Origin of the sequence: Serinicoccus kebangsaanensis (assembly GCF_008919445.1) — a bacterium.
GTDB lineage: Bacteria > Actinomycetota > Actinomycetes > Actinomycetales > Dermatophilaceae > Ornithinicoccus > Ornithinicoccus kebangsaanensis.
Window position 1 is genome coordinate 16818 of the sequence record NZ_VSLG01000018.1, and the last position, 26429, is coordinate 43246.

The following is a 26429-nucleotide window of genomic DNA, read 5'->3' on the forward strand; positions in this document are numbered from 1 at the left end:
CTGCTCAGGCACGCCCCAGGGGTGAACCTGGAGCAGCTTCGCGGCTCAGAACGGCGGGGCGAGTGCGGCCCGAGAGGCGGCGACCCTCGTGCGCGGCCCGAGCGGCTGCCGTCAGCGCGAGGAGGCCTGACGGAAGCGGTTCACCGCCAGGGGCACGAAGATCACCATGAGCAGGATCGACCCGACGATGACGGTGACCACCGGGTTCTGCATCGGCCAGGTGTCGGGTGTCGGGGCGTCCCCGGTGTTGCCGAAGAGCTCCCGGGCGGCCTGGACCAGCGCGGAGATCGGGTTCCAGTTGGCGATGACCTCCAGCACCCGCGGCAGCGTGTCGGTCTGCACGAACGCGTTGGAGATGAAGGTCAGCGGGAAGAGGATCATGAACGACGCGTTGTTGATGACCTCGGGGGTCGGCACGATGATCCCGAGCAGCGTCATCACCCAGCTGAAGGCATAGCTGAAGACCAGCAGGATCGCCACGCCGCCGAGGAAGGACACCCAGCCGTCGGTGAAACGCCACCCGACGGCGAGCCCGGTGAGCATCATGATCACCATCGAGATCGCGTTGAGGGCCAGGTCGGCGTTCGTCCGGCCGAAGAGCACCGCGGAGTCGTGCATCGGCAGCGTCCGGAAGCGGTCGATCATTCCCTCCTTAAGGTCCTGCGCCATCTGGAAGCCGGAGAAGGTCGAGCCGAAGAGCACCGTCTGACCGAAGATCCCCGCCATGAGGTAGTTGGTGTAGTCGCCGCCCTCGATCTGGATCGAGCCGGCGTAGACCTGGCTGAACAGCAGGACGAACATGATCGGCTGCAGGACCGCGAAGAGGAGCATCTCCGGGTTGCGGCGAAACTTGATGAGGTTGCGCCAGGTCACGGTCCACACGTCGGAGGCCCACGTGCCCATCCCCGAGCCGGGCGCCGTGGGCCGGGCGGCCGGGGCAGGTGCGGTCTGGGTGCTCATGCGCTCTCCTTGACGTCGACGTCGGTGTCGTCGGCCTGCTCGCGGCCGGTGAGGGTGAGGAAGACGTCGTCGAGCGTCGGGCGTCGCATCCCGGCGTCGTGCAGCTCGACCCCGGCCTCACCGAGGGCGGCCAGCACCTGCTGCAACGTCTGAGGGCCACCGTCCACCGGCACCGAGAGGGTGCGCCCGGCGGAGTCGGCCTGCACGTCGTCGGTCCCGTGCCGACGCAGCACCTCACGTGCGGCGCCGGACTGCCCGGCGTCGACGAGCGTGACCACGACGCGGTGCCCACCGACCTGCGCCTTGAGCTCGTCCGCGGTGCCGTCCGCGATGACCGTCCCGTGGTCGATCACGCTGATGTCGTCCGCGAGGTAGTCCGCCTCCTCGAGGTACTGCGTCGTGAGCAGCACCGTCGTGCCCTCGCCCACGAGGGTCTTGATGACCTCCCACAGCCCGAGCCGGCTGCGCGGGTCCAGCCCGGTCGTGGGCTCGTCCAGGAAGAGGATCTGCGGGTTGTTCACGAGCGCGCAGGCGAGGTCGATGCGACGACGCATACCCCCGGAGAAGCCCTTGACCGGCCGGTCGCCGGCGTCCACGAGGTCGAACTGCTCCAGCAGCTCCTGCGCCCGCCCCTTCGCGGTGCTCCCGCCGAGGTGGTAGAGCCGACCCACCATCTCGAGGTTCTCCCGGCCGGTGAGGTGCTCGTCGACCGCGGCATACTGCCCGCTCGCGCCGATCACCCGGCGCACCCCCTCTGGGTCGCGGAGCACGTCGACGCCGGCGACGGTCGCGGTGCCCGAGTCGGGCCGCAGCAGGGTGTTGAGCACCTTGACCGCCGTCGTCTTCCCGGCGCCGTTGGGTCCCAGCAACCCCTTGACGGTGCCCTCGGGCACGCTGAGCGACAGCCCGTCCAGGGCGTGCACGTCGCCGGAGCGCGAGCGATAGGTCTTGCGCAGGTCCTGCGCCTCGATGATGGTCACGGATGCACCTCGGTGGTCGTCACGATGGACGATCGTAGGCCCATCCACCGACATCCCGGTGTCGGTCGGGCGAGGTCCCGCCCCGTGCTCAGTCGGGGTAGGCCGCCACCACCTCGGGCCCGACCACCACCCGCGCCTCACCGATCGTCTTGGCGAAGGTGTCGATGCCCTCCTGGGTGGGCACCTCGGCCTGGCCGCCCCGCGCGTCGCACGGGAACCAGAAGCGGTCGGTCCGACGCTCCGAGCCGTCCTCGGGGTTCGCAGGCACGTCCCACGGGACCGCCCAGGAGCAGGCGAAGCCCTCGGTCACCACCGCGTCCGCTGCCGGAGCGAGGTCGCCCGCGGCCAGGTCCACCACCATCCGCTCGCCGTCCACCACGACGAGGGACTGCTCCAGGTCCAGCGCAATCGGCAGCTCCCCGTGCAGCGCCGTCCAGTCCTCAGCGGTGATCTCGTGGCTCCACACCTGCTCGCCGTCCGCGACGCCCAGGCCGCTCAGCACCACGTCGTCCGCCTCCGCGCTCGTGTCGTCGAAACCGTTGCTGCGGAGCTCGCCCTCACCGGAGCACACGACGACCACCGGTGCGTCGTCCCCGACGGTGGCGCACAGGCTGGCGCCCTCCCGGCGCCACAGCTCGGCACCGTCCTCCCGGTCCAGGGCCAGCAGGACGTGCTCGTCCAGCGGGAACGACTCCGGTTCGTTGTTCAGCGGCTCGGTGCCGTAGAACGCGTCGTGCAGGTAGACGCGACCGACCTGCTGGGACAGTCCGAGCACGCCCGCGTCGTCGGGTCCGGAGCGCAGCCCCGCCTCGTCGACCGAGACCGACCAGACGACCTCGTCACCGCGCCAGCCCTCGATCCGCTCCTCACCGGTCTCCCAGTCCCGCTCGACGTCCACCTCGGGCAGGTCCTCGACCTCCCCCTCCGACTCCTCGCCCGACGTCCCGGCCGGGTCGCCCTCGTCACCGGACGCGATCGGCCGGCCCTCCACGACCTGCAGCACGTCCCCCTCGAGCCGAAGGTGACCGAAGGACACCTCGTCCGCGCCCGGCAGCCGGTAGGCCAGGCATACCTCGGTCTCGCCGCAGGCGTCGGGCATCTCGTAGCCGCGCAGCTCCTGCCCGGACCGTGCGACCTCGTCCCCGGTGGCGGCGTCGAGCGCCACGACGAACGCCTGCTCGTCCTGGCCGGTGTCGTCGTAGACGTAGACGACGTCGTCCTGCAGCGAGGGCGGACCGGCCGAGAAGATGCCGGAGTGGCCGACCGGGCGGCGCCAGTTCTCCTCGCCGGTCGCGGCGTCCAGCGAGACCAGGGCGATCCGGTCCTCGCCGTCGGGGTCGACGTGCAGCAGCAGGTCGCCGTCGTGAGCGACGGGATCGGACAGGATCGTCCCCTCGAAGGTCCATGCAGGCTCGGGCGGTGGCGGTGCCTCCGGAGCCGACGTCGTGGCCGAGGACTCTCCGGGTGGAGCGGCGGACGGTGCCGCGGTCCGCGACCCGGTCGGTGCCGTGCCCCCGAGTCGTCCGCCGACTCCTCGACCCCGGTGCAGGCGGACAGGGCGAGCGCGAGCAGGGCGACCGCCCCGATGCCGGCGCGAGCGTGCTGGTTTCCCCTCATCCCCGGACGGTATGCCGGATCGCGCCTGCCCCGCTGAGCCCGCGGCAGCGCCTGTGGATAACGTGGTGACCGGTGCCGGTGCTACCGCCCGATCCACGCCATCGCCGCGGCCACCATCGCCCGGACCCCGGTGTCCAGCATCGGCTGCAGCACCGGTGCGAAGTGCGGCGAGTGGTTGTCCGGGAAGTCCTGGCGCTCGGTGCCGCGCTCGCGCGCCGCTGCCCAGGCGTCGGCGTCGAAGGCGCCGAAGCCCCAGTAGCAGGAGGGGATGCCCCACGCTCCCGGCAGCGCGCCGAAGTCCTCCGAGCCCATCTCCGGGGTGAAGTCGCCGACCCGGTCCGCGCCGAGCTCGACCTCCAGGGCCCCGCGCACACGCTCGGTGGCCCCGGGCTCGTTGTCGGTCACCGGCAGGTGGTCGAAGGTCTCGAAGCCGGGCTCGGGAGCACCCCACGCGAGTGCCTCGGCGCGGGCGCTCCGCTCGATCACCTCCAGGCAGTGCGCCGCGACGGCCGCGTCGTAGGTCCGCACCGTCCCCTCCAGCACGGCGTGCTCGGGGATGATGTTGGTCTTCGTGCCCGCGCTGATCCGCCCCACCGTGAGCACCGCGGTCGCCTGGGGCGACACCTGCCGGGCGACCACGGTCTGCAGCCGCAGCACCAGCGAGGCGGCCATGACCACCGGGTCGATGGCGGTGTGCGGGGCCGAGCCGTGGCCGCCCCTGCCGTGCAGGGTGATCCGGAAGTCGTCGCAGCTGGCCATGATCGGCCCCGGAGCGACCTCCACCGACCCGGCGGCACCCGGCAGCACGTGCTGGCCCAGCGCGACGTCCGGCCTCGGCACCAGATCGGCGAGGCCGTCGGCCACCATCGCGTCCGCGCCGTTGAACTGCTCCTCGGCCGGCTGGAAGACGGCGACCACCGTCCCGCCCCAGTGGTCCCGGCCCTCCAGCAGCAGCCGCAGCGCGGCGAGCAGCGTCGCGACGTGGGTGTCGTGCCCGCAGGCGTGCATCACCGGGACCTGCTCGCCGGCCGCGTTGGTCGTGGTGACGGTCGAGGCGTAGTCGAGCCCGGTGTCCTCGGCCACCGGCAGCCCGTCCATGTCGGCGCGCAGGAGGACCGTCGGTCCCTCGCCGTTCCGGGCGACCACGGTCACCCCGGTCCCGCCGATCCCCGTGTGCACCTCGAGCGCCTCGGCCGAGGGCATACCGGAGATCTCCTGGACCACCCGCGCGGCCGTCTCGTGCTCGGCCATCGACAGCTCGGGGTGGGCGTGCAGGTGGCGGTAGAGGTCCTCCACCCACGGCCGAAGGTCGGGGAGGGGAGCGAGGACGGCGGCGGTGGACGAGCTCATGCGGTGAGGGTATGCGCTCGCCCGCCGTGGCAGGGTACGACCCATGACGCAGACGCCGCGCAGGGTCGTCCACACCGGTCAGGCCATGGTCGACCTCGTGCTGGAGGTGGGCTCGTTGCCGCCGCGGGGTGGCAACGTCATGGCCGAGCGCGCCACCCGGTATGCCGGTGGTGCCGTCACCATCGTGGTCGCCGCCGCGCGGTCCGGTGCACCGGCGGTGCTGGCCGGCGCGGTCGGCACCGGGCCGAACGGCGACCTGGTGCGGGAGGTGCTGGCGAGCGAGGGGGTGGAGGCCAGCGCGCCGCCGGTGCAGGACCTGGACACCGGCGTCTGCGTGGTGCTGGTCGAGCCGAGCGCGGAGCGCACCTTCGTCACGACCCGCGCGGCGGAGCGTCGGATCACCACAGCCTCCCTCGCGACCAGCGCACCGGTGCCGGGAGACCTGGTCTGCCTGTCCGGCTACACCCTCTTCGAGCCGACGCGCGACCCGTTGCTGGCGTGGCTCGAGGGCCTGCCGGAGGGGGTGGACGTGGTGCTGGACCCGGGGGCGCCCTTCGCGACCTTCGACGCGGACCTCGTGCAGCGGGTGCTCGCCCGCACGACCGTCTGGACCTCCAACGCGGCCGAGGCACGTGACCTCGTCGGTGCCAGTGACCTCGTCAGGGCCCGTGACCTAGCGAATTCGACTACGCCTTCCGCTGCCATGGCAGACAAAGCAGAGGTCGAATTCCGGCAGGAGGCCACTGAGGGCGCCGAGCTCGCGGAGCTCTGCGAGGCGGTCGCCGCGCGCCTGGAGCCGGGCACGGTGGTGGTGGTGCGCGACGGTCCGCAGGGGTGCGTGGTGCACGCGGACGGCGCCACGACCGTCGTCCCCGGCTATCCGCAGACCGCGATCGACACCAACGGGGCGGGCGACACGCATACCGGCGTGCTGTGCGCCGAGGTGGCGTGCGGCCGCGACTGGGTCGAGGCGGCGCGCCGCGCGAATGCCGCCGCGGCGATCAAGGTGACCCGTCGGGGGCCGGCGACGGCACCCACCTCGGCCGAGGTCGACGCCTTCCTCGAGCGGGTGGGTCAGGTGCCCTAGGTCACGATCCGGTCACGATCTGTCCCGATGACGCAACGTCAGGCGGCAGGCTGGGCATCGAGGTGAGGAGAGGACGGCGCGCAGGGGGCGCCGTCCTTCACTGCTGCTGCGGCGGGTTCGCACCGCCGGGAGTGAGGCTCAGCCGCTCCAGGGTCGGCCGAACCGGCCCCGGTGCGCCACCTCGCCGACCGGCCGGCGGCCGCGTCGGAGGGAGGGGGAGCGCCGGTCCGGCGCGGCATACCCCAGGGCCACCACGCCGACGATCCGCCGGTCCGGCGGCGCCTCCAGCGCGGCCAGCGTCCTCTCCCGGCGCTCCGGCGGCACCCCGAAGAACAACCCCGCCAGCCCTTCGTCCACGGCGGTCAGCAGCATGAGCAGCGCGGCCATGCCGGTGTCGACGTCCCAGTAGGGCACCGGCCACCGCGCCTCGGACCGGTCGCTGAAGCCCTTGTCCGGCTCGGCATACCGGTCCAGGTATGCCTCCTTGTCCGACAGGCAGACGACGAGGCAGGGTGCGGTGCGCACCCCCCGCAGCCAGGAGTCCATCCGCTCCTGCTCCTCGGCACCGGTCGCGGCGGACCAGAAGCCGTCGCGTTCGTCGGCGGAGGTCAGCACGACGAAGTCCCAGCCCTGCGAGAACCCGGCGCTGGGCGCCCGTACCGCGTGGTCCAGCGCCCGGGTGATCACCTCGGTGGGCACGGGTCGCTCCGGGTCGTAGGCACGGACCATCCGCCGCCGTCGGACCACGTCGCGGAACTCCATGGGCGCCGATCCTGTCACGGGCAGCGGCCCGGCCGCCTCAGGCCTCCTCGGGGGTAAGCCGCAGCAGGCGGCCGGCCCCCTCGTCCTCCAGCAGCCACAGCGCACCGTCCGGCCCCTGCTCGACCGCCCGGATGCGCTCGCCGAGGTCGAAGACCTCCGTCCCCTGCGCGGCACCGTCCTCGAGGTCGACCCGCACCAGCGCCTGGCCGGAGAGCGCCCCGAGGAAGGCGTCGCCCTGCCACTGAGGGAAGAGGTCGCCGGAGTAGATGAGCAGGCTGCCGGGCGAGATGCTCGGGTTCCACGACCGCACGGGTGCGGCGTAGCCGTCGCCCTCGGCGTGGTCCGGGATGTCAGCCCCGCCGTAGTGGCTCCCGTCCGAGACCTCGGGCCAGCCGTAGTTCTCACCCGCCTCGACGAGGTTCAGCTCGTCGCCGCCCTCCGGGCCCATCTCCGAGGACCATAGGGTGCCGTCGGGGGCGAACTCCAGACCCAGCGGGTTGCGGTGGCCCCAGCTCCAGATCTGCGCCGACACCCCGCCCTGGTCGGCCAGCGGGTTGCCTGGCGCCGGGGTGCCGTCCAGCTGCAGCCGGACGATGCTGCCCAGCGTGTTCGTGGTGTCCTGCGCGGGGTCCATCTGCTGCCGGTCGCCGGAACTGACGAAGAGGTGCTCGCCGTCCGGGTCAATCGCGAGCCGGTGCGAGAAGTGCCCGGTGCCGCCCGTCTTCGGGGTCTGCCGCCAGATCACCTCGAGGTCCGCCAGGGAGGCCATGCCCTCGCCGGTCTCCAGCCGCGCGCGCCCGACCGCGGCCCCCACGCCGCCGTCGCCCTGCTCCGCCCAGCTGAGGTAGATCACCTGGTCCTCCTCGAAGGTCGGGCCGGGCAGCACGTCGCCCAGCCCGCCCTGGCCGTCGTCCACGACGTCGGGCAGACCCTCGACCGGGATCCGCTCGCCCTCGTCGGCCGGGCGCAGGTGCATGGCCCCGCTGCGCTCGGTGACCAGCAGGTCCCCGTCGGGCAGGAAGGCCATGGCCCACGGCTCGTCGAACTGGTCGACCTCCTCGATCGCGAGCGTCGGCGATGGGCCCTCCGACGTGGACTCGGACTCCGCCTCGGACCCCGACGCGGGCTCCTGCTCCGAGCCGGCGGAGTCCGCCGCCTCCGCCGCCGCGTCCTGGCTCTGCGGGGACGCGGTGACCGTGGGCTCGGACGTCGCGCACCCCCCGACCAGCACGGCGAGGCAGCCGCCGGCCGCGAGGAGGCGCAGTGCTCGGCCGTCCGGACGGTGCCTGGGGCGATGTCGCACTGTGTGTCCTCCTGGTCGGTCCGGCGGCGATGGGATAGTGGGGTCATGAGCGAGACCGAGGCGCCGCCTCCGGGCTACCCGCGCGAGTGGGAGGCCGACGTGGTGCTCTCCGACGGCATGGTCGCCCATGTGCGACCGATTCTCCCAGAGGACACCGAGGCGATCCACCGCTTCCACTCCGCCCAGTCCGAGCAGTCGATCTACCTGCGCTTCTTCGCGCCGATCAAACGCCTCTCGGACAAGGACGTCCACCGGTTCACCCACGTGGACCACCACGACCGCGTCGCGCTGGTGATGTCGGTCCGGGACGACCTGGTCGGCATCGGCCGGTTCGACCGGATCGAGGCGGGCGGGACCGTCGCCGAGGTGGCGTTCAACGTCTCCGACCACCACCAGGGGCGGGGCATCGGCTCGGTCCTTCTGGAGCACCTGGCAGACATCGGGCGGGAGTCGGGCGTCACCCGGTTCGTCGCCGACGTGCTGCCGCAGAACCGCAAGATGATCGGCGTCTTCCGCGACGCCGGCTTCGAGGTGTCGCACGAGTTCGACGACGGCGTGATCGCGGTGGCCTTCGACATCGAGCCGACCGAGGCCTCCCGGGCGGTCCGGATGTCGCGGGAGCACCGGTCGGAGGTGCGCTCGATGAATGCCGTGCTGCACCCCGGGTCGGTCGCGGTGGTCGGCGTGAGCCGGCGTCCCGCCACGATCGGGAGGGCCTTCTTCGAGCACATCGCCGCCGGCGGCTTCACCGGGCGGGTGCACGCGGTCAACAACCGCGCCGAGGCGGGCACCATGATCGACGGTCACCCGACGGTGCGGTCGATCAGCGACGTCGAGGGCGGGGTGGACCTCGCGGTCCTCGCGGTGCCCGCGGAGGACGTGCTCGAGATCCTGGACGAGTGCGCGGACGCGGGGGTCAAGGCCCTGGTGGTGGCCTCGGAGGGCTTCGCCGAGACCGGGACCGAGGGCCGCGCGCTGCAGCGGCAGCTGCTGGTCCGCGCGCGCCACCTCGGGATGCGGGTGCTCGGCCCCACCAGCTTCGGGCTGATCAACAACCACCCCGAGATCCGGCTGAACGCCTCGATCGCCGCGGCCGACCAGCTCCCGCCGTTCGGGCGGCTCGGCCTGTTCAGCCAGTCCGGCGGCCTGGGGATCGCGCTGCTGGCCTCCGCCCGGCGCCGCGGCCTGGGCATCTCGACCTTCGCCTCGGCCGGCAACCGGGTGGACATCTCCGGCAACGACCTCATGCAGTACTGGACCGACGACGACAGCACCACCGTCGTCGGGCTCTACCTCGAGTCGATGGGCAACCCGCGCAAGTTCACCCGCATCGCCCGCAAGCTGGCCATGACCAAGCCGGTGATCGTGGTGAAGTCGGGAGCCGGGCAGCACGCGATCCCGCAGGGCCACCGGGTCCGGCTGACCCAGGAGCGTCCCGAGACCTTCGGGCAGATGCTGCGGCAGTCCGGCGTGATCCGGGTCGACAACGCCCGGCAGCTCTTCGACGTCGCCCAGCTGGTCCTCAACCAGCCGTTGCCCCAGGGGGACCGGGTCGCGGTGGTGAGCAACAACGAGGCGCTGGGGTCGCTGGCCGCCGACGCCGCCACGGCCCGCGGCCTGCAGGTCACCCGGGAGCCCGTCACGGTGTCCGCGGAGGCGCTCACCGAGCAGTTCCGCGAGGTGGTGGAGGAGGCGCTCGGGGACGAGTCCGTCGACGCGCTCATCGCCTGCTTCGTGCCGCCGATCGCCGACATCGACCCCGAGGTGGTCGACGCCGTCCGCGCGGCCGTCGACGGGCACGACAAGCCGTGCGTGGCGACCTTCGTGGGCATGCGCGGCGTCACCCCCGGGGAGGGCGTGCCGACCTACCCGATGCCGGAGGACGCGGTGCGGGCGCTGACGGCCGCGGTCCGGTATGCCCAGTGGCGCCGCCGCGACCACGGCGAGCGGGTGCGCCCGGACGGCGTGACCCGGGCAGCGGCCGGGGAGATCGTCGAGGCCGCGCTGGCCCGGTCCCCCCGGGGCACCGAGCTGGAGCCGGACGAGGCCACCGCGGTGCTGGCGGCCTACGGCATACCGGTGTGGCCGCGCGTGCCGGTGCACTCCGACGCCGAGGCGGTCGAGGTCTACAAGAAGCTCGGCGGCACGGTGGTGCTCAAGGCGACCTCGCCCATGCTCCAGCACCAGCCCGGCCAGGGGTGGATCCGGACCGGGCTGCGGCACCCCAAGGCGGTGGGCGCCGCCTACCGCGACCTCGAGGCGCTGCTCGCACCGCTGGGGGCGCAGGGGATCGCGGTCCAGCAGATGGGCCCCTCCGGGGTGAGCGTGGAGGTCAACTCCGCCGAGGACCCCCTCTTCGGGCCGGTCGTCGGCTTCGGTGTCGCGGGGCTGCCGATCGACCTGCTGGGCGACGAGGCGCTCGCCTTCCCGCCCCTCACCGACGTCGACATCGCCGAGATGGTGACCTCCATCAAGGCCGCGCCCATGCTCGACGGCTACCGCGGCGCGATGCCCGTCGACCACGCCGCCCTGCACGACCTGGTGGCCCGGGTGAGCGTGCTCGCCGACGACCACCCGGAGCTGGCGCACGTCCGGCTCAACCCGGTGCTGGCGCACCAGGAGGGCGTCGAGGTGCTCGGGGCGAGCATCCGGGTCGCCCCGGCACCGACGCGGACCGACGCCGAGCGCAGGACCCTGCTCGCCGACGTCTGAGACGATGGGGTCATGGTCCGTCGCACGAGGTCGCCCCTGCCCGACACGTTGGTCGCCGACATCGAGGCGGCCGGCTACCTCCCGGCGGTTGTCCACGACGTCATCGTGACCGCGCTCGGCCGGGACGCCGTGGTGGCGCACCTGGTGCACGACGAGACCACCTTCGACGAGATGGCGGTGCGCAACCACCTCACCGTCCTGGTGCTGACCAACCGGCGGCTGGTCATCGCGCACGCCGACGACCACGAGAGCCCGGAGGGCGGCCGGATGGCCACCGCGACGAGCGAGACGGTGCCGCTGCGGTCGGTGCGCGGGGTGATGCTGACGCACACCGTCCCGGACCCGGAGAGGTATGACGGTGGTCTCGCCGGCCGCGGCGTCACGCTCACGCTGGGCTGGGGGGCGGTGGCCCGGCTGGACCTGCTGCCCGCGGTCTGCGAGGACCCGCAGTGCGAGGGCGACCACGGCTACGAGGGGACGGTGTCCGGGGACGACATCTCGTTGCGGGTCGCGGCGGAGACGCACGGGGTGGAGCGGCTGGAGCAGACGCTGGTCTTCGCGAGCGAGCTGTCCGCACGCCTGGGGCAGTGACCTCCGCACCCGACGCCGCCGGGCGGCCGGCGAGCGGCACGACCGCGGGCGCCGCACGGGCCTACCAGCCACCGGCGCCGGGGACCGGGCTGGCGTCACTGCTGCCCGGTGCGCTGCGAGCCCTCGGGGTGGAGGACCTCCCAGAGGGTGTCGCGCCGGCGACCTGGTCGGTGCCGGAGACGCGTCGGGTGGTCGTGGTGCTCGCCGACGGGCTCGGCGCGCACCAGCTGCAGCGGCGCAGCGGGCACGCCCGGACGCTGCGGGAGCTGTCCGCGCCCGTGGGTGCCGAGTCCTTCGCCTGCGGTTTCCCTTCCACGACCGCCTCCAGCCTGACCAGCCTGGGCACCGGTCGCGGAGTGGGGGAGCACGGCATCGTGGGCTGGCAGACCAGCTACCGCGGCCGCCTGCTGAACCACCTGTCGTGGAAGGACGGCCCGGACCCGCACTCGCACCAGCCGCTCCCGACGCTGCTGCAGCACGCGGGGCGGCGGGACGTCTCGATGAGCACCGTGTCCTGGCCGGCCTACTCCGGGTCGGGGCTGACCCGTGCCTCGCTCCGCGGCGGCGCCTTCCTGGGGGCCACCAGCCACGCGGAGCGGACGCTCGGGGTCCTGCAGGGGCTGTCGCAGGCGGGCCGGCTCGGCCGGGCGCTGGTGTATGCCTACTGGGACGAGATCGACAAGGCCGGCCACGTGCACGGCCCGGGCTCGCTGGAGTGGGGTGAGGCGGTGGAGGCCTTCGACGCCTGGATCGCCGGGCTGGTGGAGCGGGTGCCCGAGGGCACGACGATCCTCGTGAGCGCCGACCACGGCATGATCGAGGCACCGCACGAGCAGCGGCGCGACCTGGCGCTGGAGCCGGTGCTGTCCGAGGGGGTGCAGCTGCTGGCGGGCGAGCCGCGGGCGCCGCAGGCCTGGTGCCGGGCCGGGGCGGTCGACGACGTCGTCGCCACCTGGCGCGCGGAGCTGGGCGAGTCGGCGATCGTGCTGACCCGGGAGGAGGCGGTCGACGCGGGCTGGTTCGGACCGGTGCGCGAGGGGTATGCCGGCCGCATCGGGGAGGTCGTCGCCGCCATGCTGGGCAGCGCCACCGTGCTCGACTCCCGTGACCTGCGGCCCGAGGTGCTGCGGCTGCGCGGCCACCACGGCTCGATCACCGACGCCGAGACCGCCGTCCCGCTGCTCGTCGCCACCACCTGACCTGCCCGCGGACACCGCCCGCCGGGCCTTGGTCCGGCCACGAGCGGGCCGTGGCGGGTCCGTAGACTGGCCCGGTGGCCGAGCTCGTCTTCTTCACCGGAACGATGGACTGCGGCAAGTCGACCCTCGCGCTGCAGATGGACCACACCCACCACCAGCGAGGTCGCGGCGGTCTGCTCTTCACCCAGCACGACCGCTCGGGCGGCGCGGTCATCACCTCGCGCCTCGGCCTGAGCAAGGGGGCGCTCGTGGTGGGCGACGACCTCGACTTCTGGGAGCTGGTCGTGGAGCAGCGCACCAACGGTCGCCGGGTCGACTACCTCATCTGCGACGAGGCGCAGTTCTACCTCCCCGAGCAGGTCGACCAGCTGGCCCGGCTCGTCGACGAGATGGCGGTCGACGTGTATGCCTTCGGCATTACCGCCGACTTCCGCACCGAGCTGTTCCCCGGGTCGCGGCGACTGATCGAGCTCGCGGACCGGACCGAGCAGCTGCAGGTGCGTGCCCTGTGCTGGTGCGGGAAGCCCGCCACCGTCAACGCCCGCGTGGTCGACGGTCACATGGTGGTGGAGGGTGAGCAGATCGTCGTGGGCGACGTCGGTGGCGCTGGTGAGGCCGACGCGGGCAGCGCCAGTGTCCCGGTGGTGGAGTACGAGGTGCTCTGCCGCCGGCACTACATGCGTCGGATGAACTCGGCGGCCGCCCGCGCGGCGTCCCTGTCCCCGGAGCTGCTGCCCTTCGACCTGGACCTGTGCCCGCTGCCGGTGTCTCCGGAGGGGCCGTCCGCCTGACCGGTCGCCCGGTCAGCCGCGGTTCGGCCGGGATCCGAACATGATGTCGTCCCAGCTCGGGACGCTGGTGCGGCCCTTGCGGGTCGGGGCGGGGCGGGCCTCGTCCTCCGCTGCTTCCTCGTCCGGCTCGGGGATGTCCGGCTCGGCGTCCGCGACGGGTTCACCGGGCTCGTCCGGCGCGTCGTCGACCTCGTCCGGGGCGTCGTCGACCTCGTCCACGTCGACCTCGTCCGCCACGTCGAGCTCGTCCGCGGAGGGCCCGTCCTCGGCCGGCACGTCGACCTCGACCTCGTCCTCGACCGGCTCGAGCAGGTCCTCCTGCTGCTCCGGCAGCGGCTCCTCGTCCTCGTCCTCGACGCCGAAGAACTCGTCGAAGGTGACCTCCTGCGGGTCGTGCCGGGTCCGGGCGAAGGTGCCCTCCGCCTCGTCGTGCTCGTCCGAGGCCGGTGCCACCGACGGGAGGCGGAGCCGGCGGCGCTTGCGGCCCCGGCTCTTCCCGACGGCGCGCTGGGCCTCCTCGGGTGACGGGCGCTCGGGCTCGACGAGGGGCTCCGCGACCTGCTCCTCCGACGGGGGCTCCTCCGGCGCCTCCTGGTGCTCGGCGGTGACGTCGGCCTCGGCGGCGACGTCGGCCTCGGCCACGAGCTCGTCCTCCTCCGGCTCGACCGGCGAGACCGACTCGGGCGCGGACCCTCGCGGGTGCGCCGGGGGAGGGTCGCCCATGGTGTCGGGGTCGTAGGGCAGGTCCTCCAGCGGGAGCACCTCGTCCGGCATCTCTGTGCGCCCCGGCAGGTGCCCGGGGTCGTCGCTGCCCTGGCGGGCCGCGCCGCCCTGCCCCCGGCGGCCGCGTCGCTGCCGCCGCTCCCGCATGGTCGCCATGAGGTCTGCGGCAGCCTCGTCCTCGCCGTGCACCCGACCCAGCAGAGGGTGGCCGGCCAGCCCTCCCGGCAGCGCCTGCTCGTCCTCGCTGAGCCAGCGCGCCTCGTCGTCCAGGGCCTCCACGGCGCGGGCACGCACGTCGTAGTGCCAGGCGGCCCGACGCTCCCGACCTCCTGCGCCGAAGGCCACGATGATGGTCCACGGGCCGTGCGGCTCACCCCGCGCGGCGTCCCAGGACACCGCGGTGAGATCGACCCCGCGGCTCTGCAGCCGCTCGCGCACCCGGCGGTCCAGGGTGTGCGACCCGTCGGAGCGTCCGCTGGCGCGCACGGGCGCGCGCTGCGCCAGGCCGACGACGTGCTCGCGCTCGGCGATCACCGGACCCTCGAAGCGCCGTACCCGGTCCAGCTCCCACCCGGTCGAGGCCGCGACGTCCTCCGCGCTCTGCCCGCCCCGGATCATCGCCTGGACGTCGCGCGGGCTGATCGACCGCCCGTGGGCCGACTCCCCCTCGGAGGCCTGCCGCCGCGGCCGGAGCGCGGCGCGGAGCCGGTCGTCGATCCTCACGGCATACTGCGAACCGTCGTCGTCGGCGAGGACCAGACGACCACCCTCGTCGAGCTCGACGAACTGGAGCTGCTGCATGGTCCACCACTGTGCCACCCCGCCCGCACCGCGCGCTGCAGGGCGCGCCGCGCGGGATACCCTGATCGGGCCATGATCGCCGCTTCCGCCGATGTGCGTCTCGCCCTGGACCTCGTCGGGATCTTCGTCTTCGCGCTCTCCGGCGGGCTGGTCGCGGTCCGCGCCCGGCTGGACCTCTTCGGGGTCGCCGTGCTCGCCTGGGTCAGCGGTCTGGGCGGGGGCATCATCCGTGACGTCTTCCTCGGCGACGTCCCGCCGGACGGCATCAGCAACCCGTGGTACGTCGTCACCGTGGTCGCCGCCGGGCTCGTCGTCTTCGCCTTCCACGGTCTCTACGTCGACCTGTCCCGCCACCGCCCGAAGCTGCGGCTGGACCGGATCAGCGCCTCGGTGAAGTATCTCGACGCCGTCGGCCTGGCCACCTTCGCGGTCGCCGGCGCGCTCAAGGCCGTGGCCCTGGACGCGCCCCCGCTCGCCGCGGTCTTCGTCGGCGGCATCACGGCCGTCGGTGGCGGCGTGATCCGCGACGTCCTCGTGGGTCAGGTGCCCGAGGTGCTCCGCCGCGAGCTGTATGCCGTCCCCGCCCTGCTCGGCGCGACCGCCGTGGTCGTCGCGGCCGAGGTGGGGCAGCTGTCCTTCCTGGTCATCTGGTCCACCCTGGCGCTCGTCCTGGGGATCCGGATCGCCGCCATCGTCTTCGACCTGCACGCCCCGACTCCCAGCCCCTCCCGAGGAGACGCAGCATGAGCAACCCCCTGGCAGAACCCACCGACCCCGCCGACCCGGTCACCACGCAGCCCGCCGACGGCGATCTCGGTGCCGACCCCGGCTCGAGCGTCGAGGACGAGGTCGTCGCCGAGCTCGAGGAGACCCTGGAGGAGACCGAGGAGCAGGACACCTTCCCCTACCACGCGATCGTGCTGACCTCGTTCGGCGGGCCAGAGGGTCCGGACGAGGTGATGCCCTTCCTGCGGCGGGTCACCGGCGGCCGAGGCATCCCCGACGAGCGGCTGGAGGAGGTGGCCGAGCACTACCTGCACTTCGGCGGCAGGAGCCCGATCAACGACCAGAACCGCGCGCTCATCGAGGCGATCCAGGCCGAGCTGGCGCGCCGGGAGCTGTCCATCCCGGTGCTCTTCGGCAACCGCAACGCCGAGCCCTTCCTCGTCGACGCCTTCCGGGAGGCCCACGCCGAGGGGATGACCAGGCTGGTGTCGGTGACCACCAGCGCCTACTCGTGCTACTCCTCCTGCCGGCAGTACCGCGAGGACATCGCGGCGGCCCAGCTCGAGCTGCGCGAGGAGGGCAAGGAGGTGCACGTGGACAAGGTCCGGCAGTACTGGAACCACCCCGGCTTCTCCGGCACCAACGCGCGGATCGTGACCGAGGCGGTGCGGCAGCGGATGGAGCGGGACGGGGGCGACGGGGCAGCGCCCCCGCACGTGGTCTTCGTGACCCACTCCCTGCCGGACTCCATGGACGACACCTCCGGCCCGGGGGACGACGAGGGCAACCTCTACTCGAGCCAGCACGCGGAGCTGGCGGCGGCCATCGCCGCGGAGGCGTCGGCGACCCTCGGCACCGACGTCGAGCACGACCTCACCTACTGCTCCCGGTCGGGTCCACCGAGCCAGCCCTGGCTGGTCCCGGACGTCAACGACCACCTGCGGGCGCTCGCCGAGCGGGGCGTGCGGAGCGTCGTCCTGGCCCCCATCGGCTTCGTCTCCGACCACATGGAGGTCGTCTTCGACCTCGACACCGAGGCCGCCGAGACCGCGCAGGAGCTGGGCCTGGACCTGCTCCGCGTGCCGACCGTGGGCACGGACACCGAGTTCGTCATGGGGTTGGTCGACCTGGTGCTGGAGCGGGCCGCGCAGGCCCGCGGCGAGGACGTCCCGATGCCGACCTGGCCGGGCAGCGACCCGCGCCCGGCGCTCTGCCTGCCCGGGTGCTGCCCCAACCTGCGGGTGGCCCGGCCGGCTGCCTGCGGGAGCGACTGATGGTGGGCACAGGGCCCGGGGACGGGCCGCAGGCCCCCGACCCGACGCAGGTGCCCGCCGACGAGCGGGTGGCGCTGGAGGAGCTGGCCGTCGCCCTGGTCGCCGAGACGGGGGCGCTCATCCGGGACGAGCGGCCGGACGGCCTGGGCGTGGCGCACACCAAGAGCACCGACCTCGACGTGGTCACCGAGATGGACACCCGGGCCGAGTCGCTGCTGCGCGAGCGCCTCGCGACCGCCCGGCCCGGCGACGGCGTGCTCGGGGAGGAGGACGGCCTGACCGCAGGCCGCACCGGGCTGAGCTGGGTGGTGGACCCCATCGACGGCACCGTCAACTACCTCTACGACCTGCCCGCGTATGCCGTGTCCGTCGCCGTCGTGGTCGGTGACCCCACGACGCCCGGCGCCTGGACCCCGGTCGCCGGGGCCGTGATCAACCCGCGCACCGACGAGATCTTCCACGGCCGCGTCGGGGCGGGCTCCCGGGTCACGGCACGTGGCGTGACCCGCGCGCTGTCCGTCGGCGGGCAGACCGAGCTGGAGGGCGCGCTGCTGGCCACCGGGTTCTCCTACGACCGGCAGATCCGTCGCGGGCAGGCGAGCATCGTCGCCGACCTCGTGCCCCGCGTGCGGGACGTGCGCCGGATGGGCGCCGCCGCCCTGGACCTGTGCCACGTCGCGGCCGGGAGGGTGGACGGATACTGGGAGCGGGGGCTGCAGGCGTGGGACCTCGCCGCCGGCCTGCTCATCCTGGCCGAGGCGGGCGGGGTCGCCTCCGGGCAGACTGCCGGGAGCCCGGCGTCGGCGGACCTCGTCGTGGCCGCCAACCCGGTGCTGCAGCCCGTGCTGCGCGGCGAGATCGAGCGGCTGGGCCACCGGCTCTGAGGGCCGCCCGGGAACCCCCTCGCGCGGCCGGGGGTGGATAGGGCATACTCCCGCGCGGCGGACGTGCACCGGCGAGCGGCGACGGGCACAAAATCGGCGGTCTCAGCGTTCAGGGACGACGAGAGACCACGGCAGAGGCAAGAGAGGCGAGATGGCGACCGACTACGACGCACCACGCAAGAACGACGACGAGCTCAACGAGGACTCCATCGAGGAGCTGAAGGCTCGTCGCAACGACAAGTCCTCCGGCAGCGTCGACGTCGACGAGACCGAGCAGGCGGAGGGCTTCGAGCTCCCGGGGGCGGACCTGTCCAACGAGGAGCTGTCGGTGCACGTGCTGCCCCGGCAGCAGGACGAGTTCACCTGCTCGCGCTGCTTCCTCGTGCACCACCGCAGCCAGCTGGCCAAGGAAGTCGGGGGCATGCCGGTGTGCACGGAGTGCGCGGCCTGACCCGCACCCGGTGACGATGACGACCACGACCGTGACCCGGCCCGGACGGGAGGGCGGCTACCCTCGATGACGATGCCGCCCCAGTCCCAGACCGTGCCCGTCGCGCTGCGACGGCTCGACCCCGACCTGCCCGTGCCCACGCAGGCCCGACCCGGCGACGCCGGCGTGGATCTGCACGCGCGCGAGGAGCTCCACCTCGCGCCCGGCGAGCGCGCGCTGGTCGGGACCGGCGTCGCGATCGCCGTGCCCGAGGGCTATGCCGCCTTCGTGCACCCCCGCTCGGGTCTCGCCGCCCGGCACGGTCTGACCATCGTCAACGCGCCCGGCACCGTCGACTCCGGCTACCGGGGGGAGATCCTGGTCAACCTGCTCAACACCGACCCGCGCGAGGGCGTGGACGTGCAGCGGGGGGACCGGATCGCCCAGCTGGTGCTGCAGCAGGTGGCCCGACCGGTGTTCACCGAGGTGGACGACCTCGGTGCGTCCGCCCGCGGGGACGGCGGGCACGGGCATACCGGCATCTCCACACCCGTCCCGGCGCCCGCCGGACCGACCCGGAAGGGCTGAGCCACCAGTGGCACTCTTTGGCCGACGCAAGTCCCAGCGCCTCAGCGACGAGGAGCTCCTCGACCTCGAGGAGGACGAGGCCGCCGCTGTGCGCCCCGACCCCGCCGAGGGCGAGCCCGGCGTCGACCGGGACTGGGTGCGGGCCGAGGACGGCCCCTACGACGTCACCGAGTGGCCGGAGGTGGACGGCCGGATCGACCTCGGCGCCATCCGGATCCCCTCGGTCAAGGGGATGCAGCTGCGGCTGGACGTCGAGCAGTCCTCCGGCCGGGTCATCGGTGCCACGCTCGGGTTCGGGGCCTCGCAGGCACAGGTCCAGGTCTTCGCCGCTCCGCGCAGCGAGGGCATCTGGGACGAGCTGCGGGCCGAGATCGCCCGCGGGCTGGTGGACGCGGGGGGCGCCGCCGAGACCGTCGAGGGGCGGATGGGCAAGGAGCTGCGCGCCCGGATGCCCGGGCGGGCACCCGACGGCCGGGTGGCCTACCAGCCGGCCCGGTTCGTGGGGGTCGACGGTCCACGCTGGTTCCTGCGGGTCGTCGTCGGCGGTCCGGCGGCCTCCGACGACAACCAGGCACGGGGCATCCTGGCCTTCGTGCGCCGCATCGTCATCGACCGGGGCGACGAGCCCCGCCCCCCGCGCGAGGTCCTGACCCTCACCCCGCCCCGGGGCTTCGCCGAGGCGATGGCCAAGGAGGCCGAGGCGCGGCGTGAGCAGCAGGCCCAGGCCCGGCAGCAGGCGGCGGCCGACGCCGTGCGCCGGGCTCCGTCCGCGGCCGGGTCCACGGACGCCACCGCGGTCGCGGGCGTGGGTCTCACCGCGCCGGGCGAGGGTGAGCAGCCCCCTGCCGACCGGCCGCTGCCCGAGCCGGCTCCGACGGACGCGCCGAAGGCACCCCGCAACCCCGACTTCACATGAGCTCGCCGGACCCGCGACCAGAGGCGGCAGGCGCCGCCTCGGCGAGCGCCGAGGAGACGGTCGAGCAGGTCATCCGGAGGCGGATCAGCGACGCCCTCGGCGGCTGGTACGGCTCGCTCGAGACGGCCCTGCCCACCGTGGCCTTCGTCGCGACCTGGCTGATCGCCGACGCCGTGCGGCCGGCGGTCGTCGCCGCGGCCGGCCTGCTCGTGGTGCTGACGGTGGTCCGCGGCTTCGTCGGTGGCTCCTGGCGCTTCCTCGGGTCGGCCATCTTCGCCACGGCGATCGCGGCCTTCTTCGCGCTGCGCTCGGGCCAGGCCGAGGACGCCTTCCTCCCGGGCATCCTCGTCAGCGGTGCCTACGGCATCGGCGCGCTGGTCTCGATCCTGGCCCGCTGGCCGCTGGTGGGCTTCATCGTGGCGATCGGGGACCCGGACTTCGCCGAGCGTCCCAGCGCCTGGCGACGCGACCGCGGCCTGGTGGCGGTCTGCGCGCGGCTCACCTGGGTGCTCGTCGCCCTCTTCGCGCTGCGGGTGGCGATCATGCTGCCCCTCTACCTCGCCGGTGAGGTGGCCTGGCTGGGTGTGGCCAAGATCGCCCTCAGCTGGCCGGCCTACCTGCTCGCCGTCGTCGTCATGGGCTGGATGCTCGCGACCGGGCGCACCGCCCCGGAGCCCCAGGACGCGTCGAGCGGCACGTCGGCGATCGACCCGTCCAGGAACCACTGAGGTGGCCTCGGCCGCCGACCCCGACCTCCCTGCCGCGGGCGACGAGCTCGACCTCACCGTCGGCCCGGTCGCCCACGGCGGGCACTGCGTGGCTCGGGTCGGGGACGCCGCGGACGGTCTCGTCGTCTTCGTCCGGCACGCGCTCCCGGGCGAGTGGGTGCGGGCCAGGGTCACCGGGAGCGGAGGTGGCGGCCGGTTCCTGCGGGCCGACGCCGTCCAGGTGCTCCGGGCCTCCCGGGACCGCGTGCACCCGCCGTGCCCCTTCTCCGGGCCGGGCCGGTGCGGCGGCTGCGACTGGCAGCACGCGGAGCTGGGGGCGCAGCGCCGGCTCAAGGCGCAGGTCGTCACCGAGCAGCTGGTCCGGGTCGGCGGCCTGACCACCGACGAGGTCGCCGGCCTGGCCGGTCCGACCGGGTTGGAGTGCGAGCCCGTGCCGGGCGACGAGGACGGGCTGCGGTGGCGCACCCGGGTGGAGGTGGCCGTCGGCGGCACGGCGTCGGCCGGGTCCGGCGGGCCCGTGGTCGCGGGGTTGCGGGCGCACCGCTCGCACCACCTCGTCGGCGTCGACGACTGCCGCATCGCCCACCCGGGCGTGACCGGGACGGGCGTCTTCACCGACCCCGGCGCCGTGCTGCATGGTCGCGGCGAGGGCGGCGTGCCGGTGACCGGGATCGACGTGGTCGCGCCGTCCGTCGGCGAGCCGGTCCTCGTGCCGCTCGCGGCGCCGCCGGAGCGTCCCCGTCGCGGGCGGCGGGGTCGTGGCCGCGGGAGTGCCCGGCGCGGTGGTGGGCGTCCTGTCCCCGCACCCACCCGTGCCGTGCCGGAGGTGACCGAGCGCGTCGGCCGCCACGAGTTCACCCTCTCGGCCCGCGGCTTCTGGCAGGTCCACCCCGGGGCCGCCACGACGTTCACCGAGCAGGTCCTGGACTGGCTGGACCCGCAGCCGGGGGAGTCCGCCCTGGACCTGTATGCCGGTGTCGGGCTGTTCGCCGTCCCGCTCGCCGAGGCGGTGGGGAAGTCCGGCTCGGTGCTCGCCGTCGAGGCCGACCCGGAGGCGAGCCGGTCCGCGCGGCGCCATCTGTCGGCATACCCCTGGGCCGGTGCCGTGGCCGAGCCGACCGAGACCGCGGTCACGCGGCTCGCGGAGTCCGGTGAGCGGGTCGACGTCGTGGTCCTCGACCCGCCCCGCACCGGGGCCGGGGCCGCCGTGATGGACGGGCTGGCGGCGGTGCGACCCCGCGCCGTGGTCTACGTCGCCTGCGACCCGGCGGCGCTGGCCCGGGACGTGGCCGTGGCCCGTGGCCACGGGATGCGGCTCACCGCCCTGCGCGTCCTCGACGCCTTCCCGATGACCCACCACGTGGAGTGCCTGGCGTTGCTGCGCCCGGGCGACCCGCACTGAGCGAGCGAGGAGCACGACGTGCCCGACCTGGACCAGCAGCTCGAGTTCGGCATCTTCCCGACGCCGGACGCCCGCCGCATCCCCGACCTGCTCTCGCTGGTGAGCCTGGCCGAGGTCGAGGGCATCGACCTGGTCTCGGTGCAGGACCACCCCTACCAGGACGCCTTCCTCGACACCTGGACCCTGCTCTCGGTGCTGGGGGCGCGCACCACCACGATCCGGCTGGCCCCCAACGTGGCCAGCCTGCCGCTGCGGCCGCCGGTGCTGCTGGCGAAGGCGGCGGCATCGCTGGACCTGCTGACCGACGGCAGGGTCGAGCTCGGACTCGGCGCGGGCGCCTTCTGGGACGCCATCGTCGCCGCGGGCGGGCCGCGCCGCACGCCCGGTGAGGCGGTCGGCGCGCTGGCGGAGGCGGTCGAGCTGATCAAGGCCTTCTGGGCCGGCGGCACGCTCCGGTTCGAGGGGGAGCACTACCGGGCCACCGGGCTGCACGCCGGGCCGGTCCCGGCGCACGACATCCCGATCTGGCTCGGTGCCTACAAGCCGAGAATGCTGCGGCTGACCGGACGGCTCGCGGACGGCTGGGTCCCGAGCATGGGGTATGCCGACCCGCCCGCCCTTCCCGGGCTCGCCGCGGTCGTCGACGAGGCGGCGCTGGAGGCCGGTCGCCCGCCCGCCGCGGTGCGCCGGATCTACAACGTCTTCGGGTCGTTCGGGACCGGGAGCGGCTTCCTCCGGGGCCGCCCGCAGGACTGGGCCGAGCAGCTCGCGGAGCTGACCCTGGACGTCGGCATGAGCTGCTACGTCCTCGGCACCGACGACCCGGACACGGTGCGCCGGTATGCCGCCGAGGTCGCCCCCGCGACCCGCGAGCTGGTGGAGGCCGAGCGGGCCCGGCGCGCGGCGGGCGACGACCGTGGTGCCGCCGCCACCCCGCCCGACCCCGCGGAGCGGGACCCGGGCGGTCCGGTCGTGACCGGGGGCGGGGCCGGAGCGCCGCGCGGTGCCGGCGGCGGGCATACCGTCACCGCGACACCGGACGACGGGACCCGGCTCTCGCCGTCCATGCCGTGGGACGAGCCCGCGCGGCCCAGCGTCGCGGCGGGGGAGCCCGGTGGACACCCGGAGCAGGCGCAGCACCTGGTCGACATCCACGACGGGCTGCGCTCGGAGCTGGCCCAGGTGCGGGACGTGCTCGAGCAGGTGCGGCGGGGTCACGTCACGGTCGGGTCGGCGCGCTCGGTCGTCAACACCATGACGATGCGGCAGAACAACTGGACGCTGGGGGCCTACTGCGAGTCCTACTGCCGGATCGTCACCGGGCACCACACCCTGGAGGACCGCAGCGTCTTTCCGCACCTGCGGCGCAGCGAGCCCGGGCTGGGGCCGGTGCTGGACCGGCTGGAGGAGGAGCACGTCGTCATCCACGACGTGCTGGAGCAGTTCGACCGCGCGCTGGTGCGGCTGGTCAGCGAGGACGGCACCGGCCGCGCCGGGCAGGAGGTGCTCGAGGAGGTGCAGCGGTCGGTCGACCTGCTCACCGACACCCTCCTGTCGCACCTGGCCTACGAGGAGCGGGAGCTGATCGGACCGCTCAGCCGCAACGGGCTGAGCTGATCGTCGAGGCGCTCCCGCACGGGCAGGCAAGCCTCACCTGACGCCACGGCCAGGTTGCGGCAGGATGGGCAGCAGCAGGGTGCGTCGCGGTTGCGGCGGGCACCCTCGGTGAGATATCTTGATGTCAAGATAAATAGCCAGTGAGCGAAGGAGCGACCCACGTTGAGCACCAATCCGAACAGCTTCGATGCCCAGGGCACGCTGGAGGTGGGCGACGCCAGCTACCAGATCTACCGGATCGGTGGGCTCGAGGGGGCCGATGACCTTCCCTACTCGCTCAAGGTGCTGCTGGAGAACCTGCTGCGCACCGAGGACGGCGCGAACATCACCGCGGACCACATCACCGCGCTCGCGGGGTGGGACGCCGACGCCGAGCCGGACACCGAGATCCAGTTCACGCCGGCCCGCGTCATCATGCAGGACTTCACCGGGGTCCCGTGCATCGTGGACCTCGCCACCATGCGTGAGGCGATGGGTGACCTCGGCGGGGACCCGACGAGGATCAACCCGCTGGCCCCGGCCGAGCTGGTCATCGACCACTCGGTCATCATCGACGTCTTCGGTCGCCCGGACGCCTTCGAGCGCAACGTGGAGATCGAGTACGAGCGCAACGAGGAGCGCTACCAGTTCCTGCGCTGGGGCCAGACCGCCTTCGAGGACTTCAAGGTCGTGCCCCCGGGCACCGGCATCGTGCACCAGGTCAACATCGAGCACCTGGCCCGCACGGTCATGACCCGGCCGTCCGCGGACGACGCCGACGTGACCCTCGCCTACCCCGACACCTGTGTCGGCACCGACAGCCACACCACGATGGTCAACGGCCTCGGCGTGCTCGGCTGGGGCGTGGGTGGCATCGAGGCGGAGGCCGCGATGCTCGGTCAGCCGGTCTCCATGCTCATCCCGCGCGTCGTCGGGTTCAAGCTCACCGGCGCGGTGGCCCCCGGAGCCACCGCCACCGACGTCGTGCTCACCATCACCGAGATGCTCCGCGAGCACGGCGTGGTCGGCAAGTTCGTCGAGTTCTACGGCGAGGGCGTCACCCAGGTGCCGCTGGCCAACCGCGCCACCATCGGCAACATGAGCCCGGAGTTCGGCTCGACCTGCGCGATCTTCCCGATCGACGACGTGACCCTCGACTACCTGCGGCTCACCGGTCGTCCCGACGAGCAGGTCGCGCTCGTCGAGGCCTACGCCAAGGAGCAGGGCATGTGGGCCGACCCCGACAACGAGGCCCGCTACAGCGAGTACCTCGAGCTGGACCTGTCCACGGTCGTCCCCTCCATCGCCGGCCCCAAGCGCCCGCAGGACCGCATCGAGGTGTCCCGCGCCAAGGAGCAGTTCTGCAGCGACCTGGAGAACTACGCCGAGCAGACCTCGCTCACCGCGGTGGACCACGAGCTCGAGGACACCTTCCCGGCCTCGGACGCGCCCTCGCACGACGCCAGTGACGCCTCCGACGAGGCGTCCCGTCCGGTGCGCTCGGGACGGGCCAAGGACGGCTCGACCCGGCGGGCCTCGAACCCGGTCGAGGTGACGATGGACGGCGAGACCTTCGAGATCGACCACGGCATCGTGGCCATCGCCTCGATCACGTCCTGCACCAACACGTCCAACCCGTCGGTGATGATGGCCGCGGCGATGCTGGCCAAGAACGCGGTGGAGAAGGGGCTGACCGTTGCGCCCTGGGTCAAGACGTCGATGGCCCCGGGCTCCAAGGTCGTGACCGGCTACTTCGACAAGGCCGGGATGTGGCCCTTCCTGGAGGAGCTGGGCTTCCACCTGGTCGGCTACGGCTGCACCACCTGCATCGGCAACTCCGGCCCGCTGGTCGAGGAGATCAGCACCGCCATCAACGACAACGACCTGGCGGTCACGTCGGTGCTCTCCGGCAACCGCAACTTCGAGGGCCGGATCAACCCGGACGTGAAGATGAACTACCTCGCCTCCCCGCCGCTGGTCATCGCCTACGCCCTCGCCGGGACGATGGACTTCGACTTCGACGCCGAGCCGCTGGGAGTCGACAGCGACGGCAACGACGTCTTCCTGCGGGACATCTGGCCCGCCCCGGAGGACGTCGAGGCGACCATCGCCTCCTCGATCAGCCGCGACATGTTCACCGAGGACTACAGCGACGTCTTCGCCGGTGACGAGCGCTGGCAGGGCCTGGACACCCCGGACGGCAACACCTTCGAGTGGGCCGGCGAGTCGACCTACGTCCGCAAGCCGCCGTACTTCGAGGGCATGGGTGCCGAGCCGGAGCAGGTGCAGGACATCTCCGGCGCGCGCGTCCTGGCGCTGCTGGGTGACTCGGTCACGACCGACCACATCAGCCCGGCCGGGTCGATCAAGGCGGACAGCCCCGCGGGCACCTACCTGTCCGAGCACGGCATCGAGCGCAAGGACTTCAACTCCTACGGCAGCCGTCGTGGCAACCACGAGGTGATGATCCGTGGCACCTTCGCCAACATCCGGTTGAAGAACCAGCTGCTGGACGGCGTGGAGGGCGGCTTCACCCGTGACTTCACCAACGGCGGCGAGCAGGCGACCATCTACGACGCGGCGCAGGCGTATGCCGAGGCCGGCACCCCGCTGGTGGTCCTCGCGGGCAAGGAGTACGGCTCCGGGTCCTCGCGCGACTGGGCGGCCAAGGGCACCCGGCTGCTGGGCGTGAAGGCGGTCATCGCCGAGTCCTACGAGCGGATCCACCGCTCCAACCTCATCGGTATGGGTGTGCTGCCGCTGCAGTTCCCCGAGGGTGAGACCGCCGAGAGCCTGGGTCTGGACGGCACCGAGACCTTCGACATCTCCGGCGTGACCGGGCTCAACGACGGGTCCACGCCGAAGACGGTCAGGGTGAGCGCCGCCCGCGACGGTGGCGAGCCGGTGGAGTTCGACGCGGTCGTCCGCATCGACACGCCGGGAGAGGCCGACTACTACCGCAACGACGGCATCCTGCAGTACGTCCTGCGGTCGCTGGTGACCGCCTGA

The 26429-nt window shown here is 73.4% G+C and carries 22 protein-coding genes; 15 read left to right on the plus strand and 7 right to left on the minus strand.

All coding sequences use genetic code 11. The features are described from left to right. Positions 1 to 111: 111 nt before the first annotated feature. The 4 genes from FXF60_RS15055 to FXF60_RS15070 form a co-directional block, all read right to left on the minus strand. Entirely contained in the window at positions 112 to 960 is an 849-nt protein-coding gene (locus FXF60_RS15055) for an ABC transporter permease (protein ID WP_151526798.1), read from the minus strand. Further along, positions 957 to 1940, minus strand: a complete 984-nt coding sequence (locus FXF60_RS15060) for an ATP-binding cassette domain-containing protein (RefSeq protein WP_238335883.1) — start codon at positions 1938 to 1940, stop codon at positions 957 to 959. The genes FXF60_RS15055 and FXF60_RS15060 overlap by 4 nt, the downstream gene beginning before the upstream one ends. Positions 1941 to 2028: 88 nt before the next feature. Next, complete coding sequence (locus tag FXF60_RS15065) at positions 2029 to 3654, minus strand: outer membrane protein assembly factor BamB family protein (protein WP_151526800.1); 1626 nt, start codon at positions 3652 to 3654, stop codon at positions 2029 to 2031. After that, on the minus strand, positions 3639 to 4907 hold the full coding sequence (locus FXF60_RS15070; RefSeq protein ID WP_151526801.1) for an amidohydrolase: 1269 nt from the start codon (positions 4905 to 4907) through the stop codon (positions 3639 to 3641). Before FXF60_RS15070 ends, FXF60_RS15065 begins: the two co-directional genes overlap by 16 nt. A 43-nt stretch (positions 4908 to 4950) precedes the next feature. On the opposite strand from FXF60_RS15070, the gene FXF60_RS15075 reads away from it, so the two are divergent. After that, complete coding sequence (locus FXF60_RS15075; protein WP_151526802.1) at positions 4951 to 5994, plus strand: PfkB family carbohydrate kinase; 1044 nt, start codon at positions 4951 to 4953, stop codon at positions 5992 to 5994. Between the two features lie 138 nt (positions 5995 to 6132). Here FXF60_RS15075 and FXF60_RS15080 read toward each other — a convergent pair whose 3' ends face one another. Next, on the minus strand, positions 6133 to 6756 hold the full coding sequence (locus tag FXF60_RS15080) for a nitroreductase family protein (RefSeq protein ID WP_151526803.1): 624 nt from the start codon (positions 6754 to 6756) through the stop codon (positions 6133 to 6135). A 37-nt stretch (positions 6757 to 6793) separates the two neighbouring features. After that, positions 6794 to 8059 carry a PQQ-dependent sugar dehydrogenase gene (locus FXF60_RS15085; RefSeq protein ID WP_238335884.1) on the minus strand — a complete coding sequence of 422 codons (1266 nt, stop codon included), beginning with the start codon at positions 8057 to 8059 and terminating at the stop codon, positions 6794 to 6796. Between the two features lie 45 nt (positions 8060 to 8104). On the opposite strand from FXF60_RS15085, the gene FXF60_RS15090 reads away from it, so the two are divergent. From FXF60_RS15090 to FXF60_RS15105, 4 genes are all read left to right on the plus strand, one after another. Beyond that, complete coding sequence (locus tag FXF60_RS15090; protein WP_151526805.1) at positions 8105 to 10771, plus strand: bifunctional acetate--CoA ligase family protein/GNAT family N-acetyltransferase; 2667 nt, start codon at positions 8105 to 8107, stop codon at positions 10769 to 10771. Positions 10772 to 10783: 12 nt separating this feature from the next. After that, positions 10784 to 11362, plus strand: a complete 579-nt coding sequence (locus tag FXF60_RS15095) for a DUF5998 family protein (protein WP_151526806.1) — start codon at positions 10784 to 10786, stop codon at positions 11360 to 11362. After that, positions 11359 to 12561 (plus strand): alkaline phosphatase family protein, encoded by a 1203-nt coding sequence (locus tag FXF60_RS15100; protein WP_151526807.1) that lies wholly within the window; start codon positions 11359 to 11361, stop codon positions 12559 to 12561. Before FXF60_RS15095 ends, FXF60_RS15100 begins: the two co-directional genes overlap by 4 nt. Before the next feature lie 74 nt (positions 12562 to 12635). Beyond that, positions 12636 to 13352: a thymidine kinase gene (locus FXF60_RS15105; RefSeq protein WP_151526808.1), complete on the plus strand. Its 717-nt coding sequence runs from the start codon at positions 12636 to 12638 to the stop codon at positions 13350 to 13352. Between the two features lie 12 nt (positions 13353 to 13364). Here FXF60_RS15105 and sepH read toward each other — a convergent pair whose 3' ends face one another. Then, positions 13365 to 14876 (minus strand): septation protein SepH, encoded by a 1512-nt coding sequence (sepH, locus tag FXF60_RS15110; RefSeq protein ID WP_151526809.1) that lies wholly within the window; start codon positions 14874 to 14876, stop codon positions 13365 to 13367. Between the two features lie 72 nt (positions 14877 to 14948). On the opposite strand from sepH, the gene FXF60_RS15115 reads away from it, so the two are divergent. From FXF60_RS15115 to acnA, 10 genes are all read left to right on the plus strand, one after another. Continuing rightward, positions 14949 to 15623 (plus strand): trimeric intracellular cation channel family protein, encoded by a 675-nt coding sequence (locus FXF60_RS15115; protein ID WP_151526810.1) that lies wholly within the window; start codon positions 14949 to 14951, stop codon positions 15621 to 15623. Next, complete coding sequence (locus FXF60_RS15120) at positions 15620 to 16876, plus strand: ferrochelatase (protein ID WP_151526811.1); 1257 nt, start codon at positions 15620 to 15622, stop codon at positions 16874 to 16876. The genes FXF60_RS15115 and FXF60_RS15120 overlap by 4 nt, the downstream gene beginning before the upstream one ends. After that, positions 16876 to 17760, plus strand: a complete 885-nt coding sequence (locus FXF60_RS15125) for an inositol monophosphatase family protein (protein WP_151526812.1) — start codon at positions 16876 to 16878, stop codon at positions 17758 to 17760. The genes FXF60_RS15120 and FXF60_RS15125 overlap by 1 nt, the downstream gene beginning before the upstream one ends. Positions 17761 to 17911: 151 nt before the next feature. Further along, the gene (locus tag FXF60_RS15130; protein ID WP_066636069.1) at positions 17912 to 18211 is read left to right on the plus strand and encodes a DUF4193 domain-containing protein; all 300 of its coding nucleotides are present in this window, start codon (positions 17912 to 17914) and stop codon (positions 18209 to 18211) included. Positions 18212 to 18277: 66 nt separating this feature from the next. After that, complete coding sequence (gene dut / locus FXF60_RS15135; protein WP_151526813.1) at positions 18278 to 18778, plus strand: dUTP diphosphatase; 501 nt, start codon at positions 18278 to 18280, stop codon at positions 18776 to 18778. Positions 18779 to 18785: 7 nt separating this feature from the next. Beyond that, positions 18786 to 19694, plus strand: a complete 909-nt coding sequence (locus FXF60_RS15140) for a DUF3710 domain-containing protein (RefSeq protein ID WP_192796769.1) — start codon at positions 18786 to 18788, stop codon at positions 19692 to 19694. Then, positions 19691 to 20422 (plus strand): DUF3159 domain-containing protein, encoded by a 732-nt coding sequence (locus FXF60_RS15145; RefSeq protein WP_151526815.1) that lies wholly within the window; start codon positions 19691 to 19693, stop codon positions 20420 to 20422. The genes FXF60_RS15140 and FXF60_RS15145 overlap by 4 nt, the downstream gene beginning before the upstream one ends. Before the next feature lies 1 nt (position 20423). After that, positions 20424 to 21824 carry a class I SAM-dependent RNA methyltransferase gene (locus FXF60_RS15150; RefSeq protein WP_151526816.1) on the plus strand — a complete coding sequence of 467 codons (1401 nt, stop codon included), beginning with the start codon at positions 20424 to 20426 and terminating at the stop codon, positions 21822 to 21824. Between the two features lie 18 nt (positions 21825 to 21842). After that, entirely contained in the window at positions 21843 to 23441 is a 1599-nt protein-coding gene (locus FXF60_RS15155) for an LLM class flavin-dependent oxidoreductase (protein WP_151526817.1), read from the plus strand. 162 nt (positions 23442 to 23603) lie between these two features. Next, positions 23604 to 26429, plus strand: coding sequence for an aconitate hydratase AcnA (gene acnA, locus FXF60_RS15160; protein ID WP_151526818.1), 2826 nt, complete (start codon positions 23604 to 23606; stop codon positions 26427 to 26429).

Bases quoted from the DNA above. Each gene is read 5' to 3' on its own strand.
- FXF60_RS15055 (WP_151526798.1), bottom strand. From the start codon at position 960: ATGAGCACCCAGACCGCACCTGCCCCGGCCGCCCGGCCCACGGCGCCC.
- FXF60_RS15070 (WP_151526801.1), bottom strand. From the start codon at position 4,907: ATGAGCTCGTCCACCGCCGCCGTCCTCGCTCCCCTCCCCGACCTTCGG.
- FXF60_RS15075 (WP_151526802.1), top strand. From the start codon at position 4,951: ATGACGCAGACGCCGCGCAGGGTCGTCCACACCGGTCAGGCCATGGTC.
- FXF60_RS15080 (WP_151526803.1), bottom strand. From the start codon at position 6,756: ATGGAGTTCCGCGACGTGGTCCGACGGCGGCGGATGGTCCGTGCCTAC.
- FXF60_RS15090 (WP_151526805.1), top strand. From the start codon at position 8,105: ATGAGCGAGACCGAGGCGCCGCCTCCGGGCTACCCGCGCGAGTGGGAG.
- FXF60_RS15095 (WP_151526806.1), top strand. From the start codon at position 10,784: ATGGTCCGTCGCACGAGGTCGCCCCTGCCCGACACGTTGGTCGCCGAC.
- sepH (WP_151526809.1), bottom strand. From the start codon at position 14,876: ATGCAGCAGCTCCAGTTCGTCGAGCTCGACGAGGGTGGTCGTCTGGTC.
- FXF60_RS15115 (WP_151526810.1), top strand. From the start codon at position 14,949: ATGATCGCCGCTTCCGCCGATGTGCGTCTCGCCCTGGACCTCGTCGGG.
- FXF60_RS15120 (WP_151526811.1), top strand. From the start codon at position 15,620: ATGAGCAACCCCCTGGCAGAACCCACCGACCCCGCCGACCCGGTCACC.
- FXF60_RS15125 (WP_151526812.1), top strand. From the start codon at position 16,876: ATGGTGGGCACAGGGCCCGGGGACGGGCCGCAGGCCCCCGACCCGACG.
- FXF60_RS15130 (WP_066636069.1), top strand. From the start codon at position 17,912: ATGGCGACCGACTACGACGCACCACGCAAGAACGACGACGAGCTCAAC.
- dut (WP_151526813.1), top strand. From the start codon at position 18,278: ATGACGATGCCGCCCCAGTCCCAGACCGTGCCCGTCGCGCTGCGACGG.
- FXF60_RS15145 (WP_151526815.1), top strand. From the start codon at position 19,691: ATGAGCTCGCCGGACCCGCGACCAGAGGCGGCAGGCGCCGCCTCGGCG.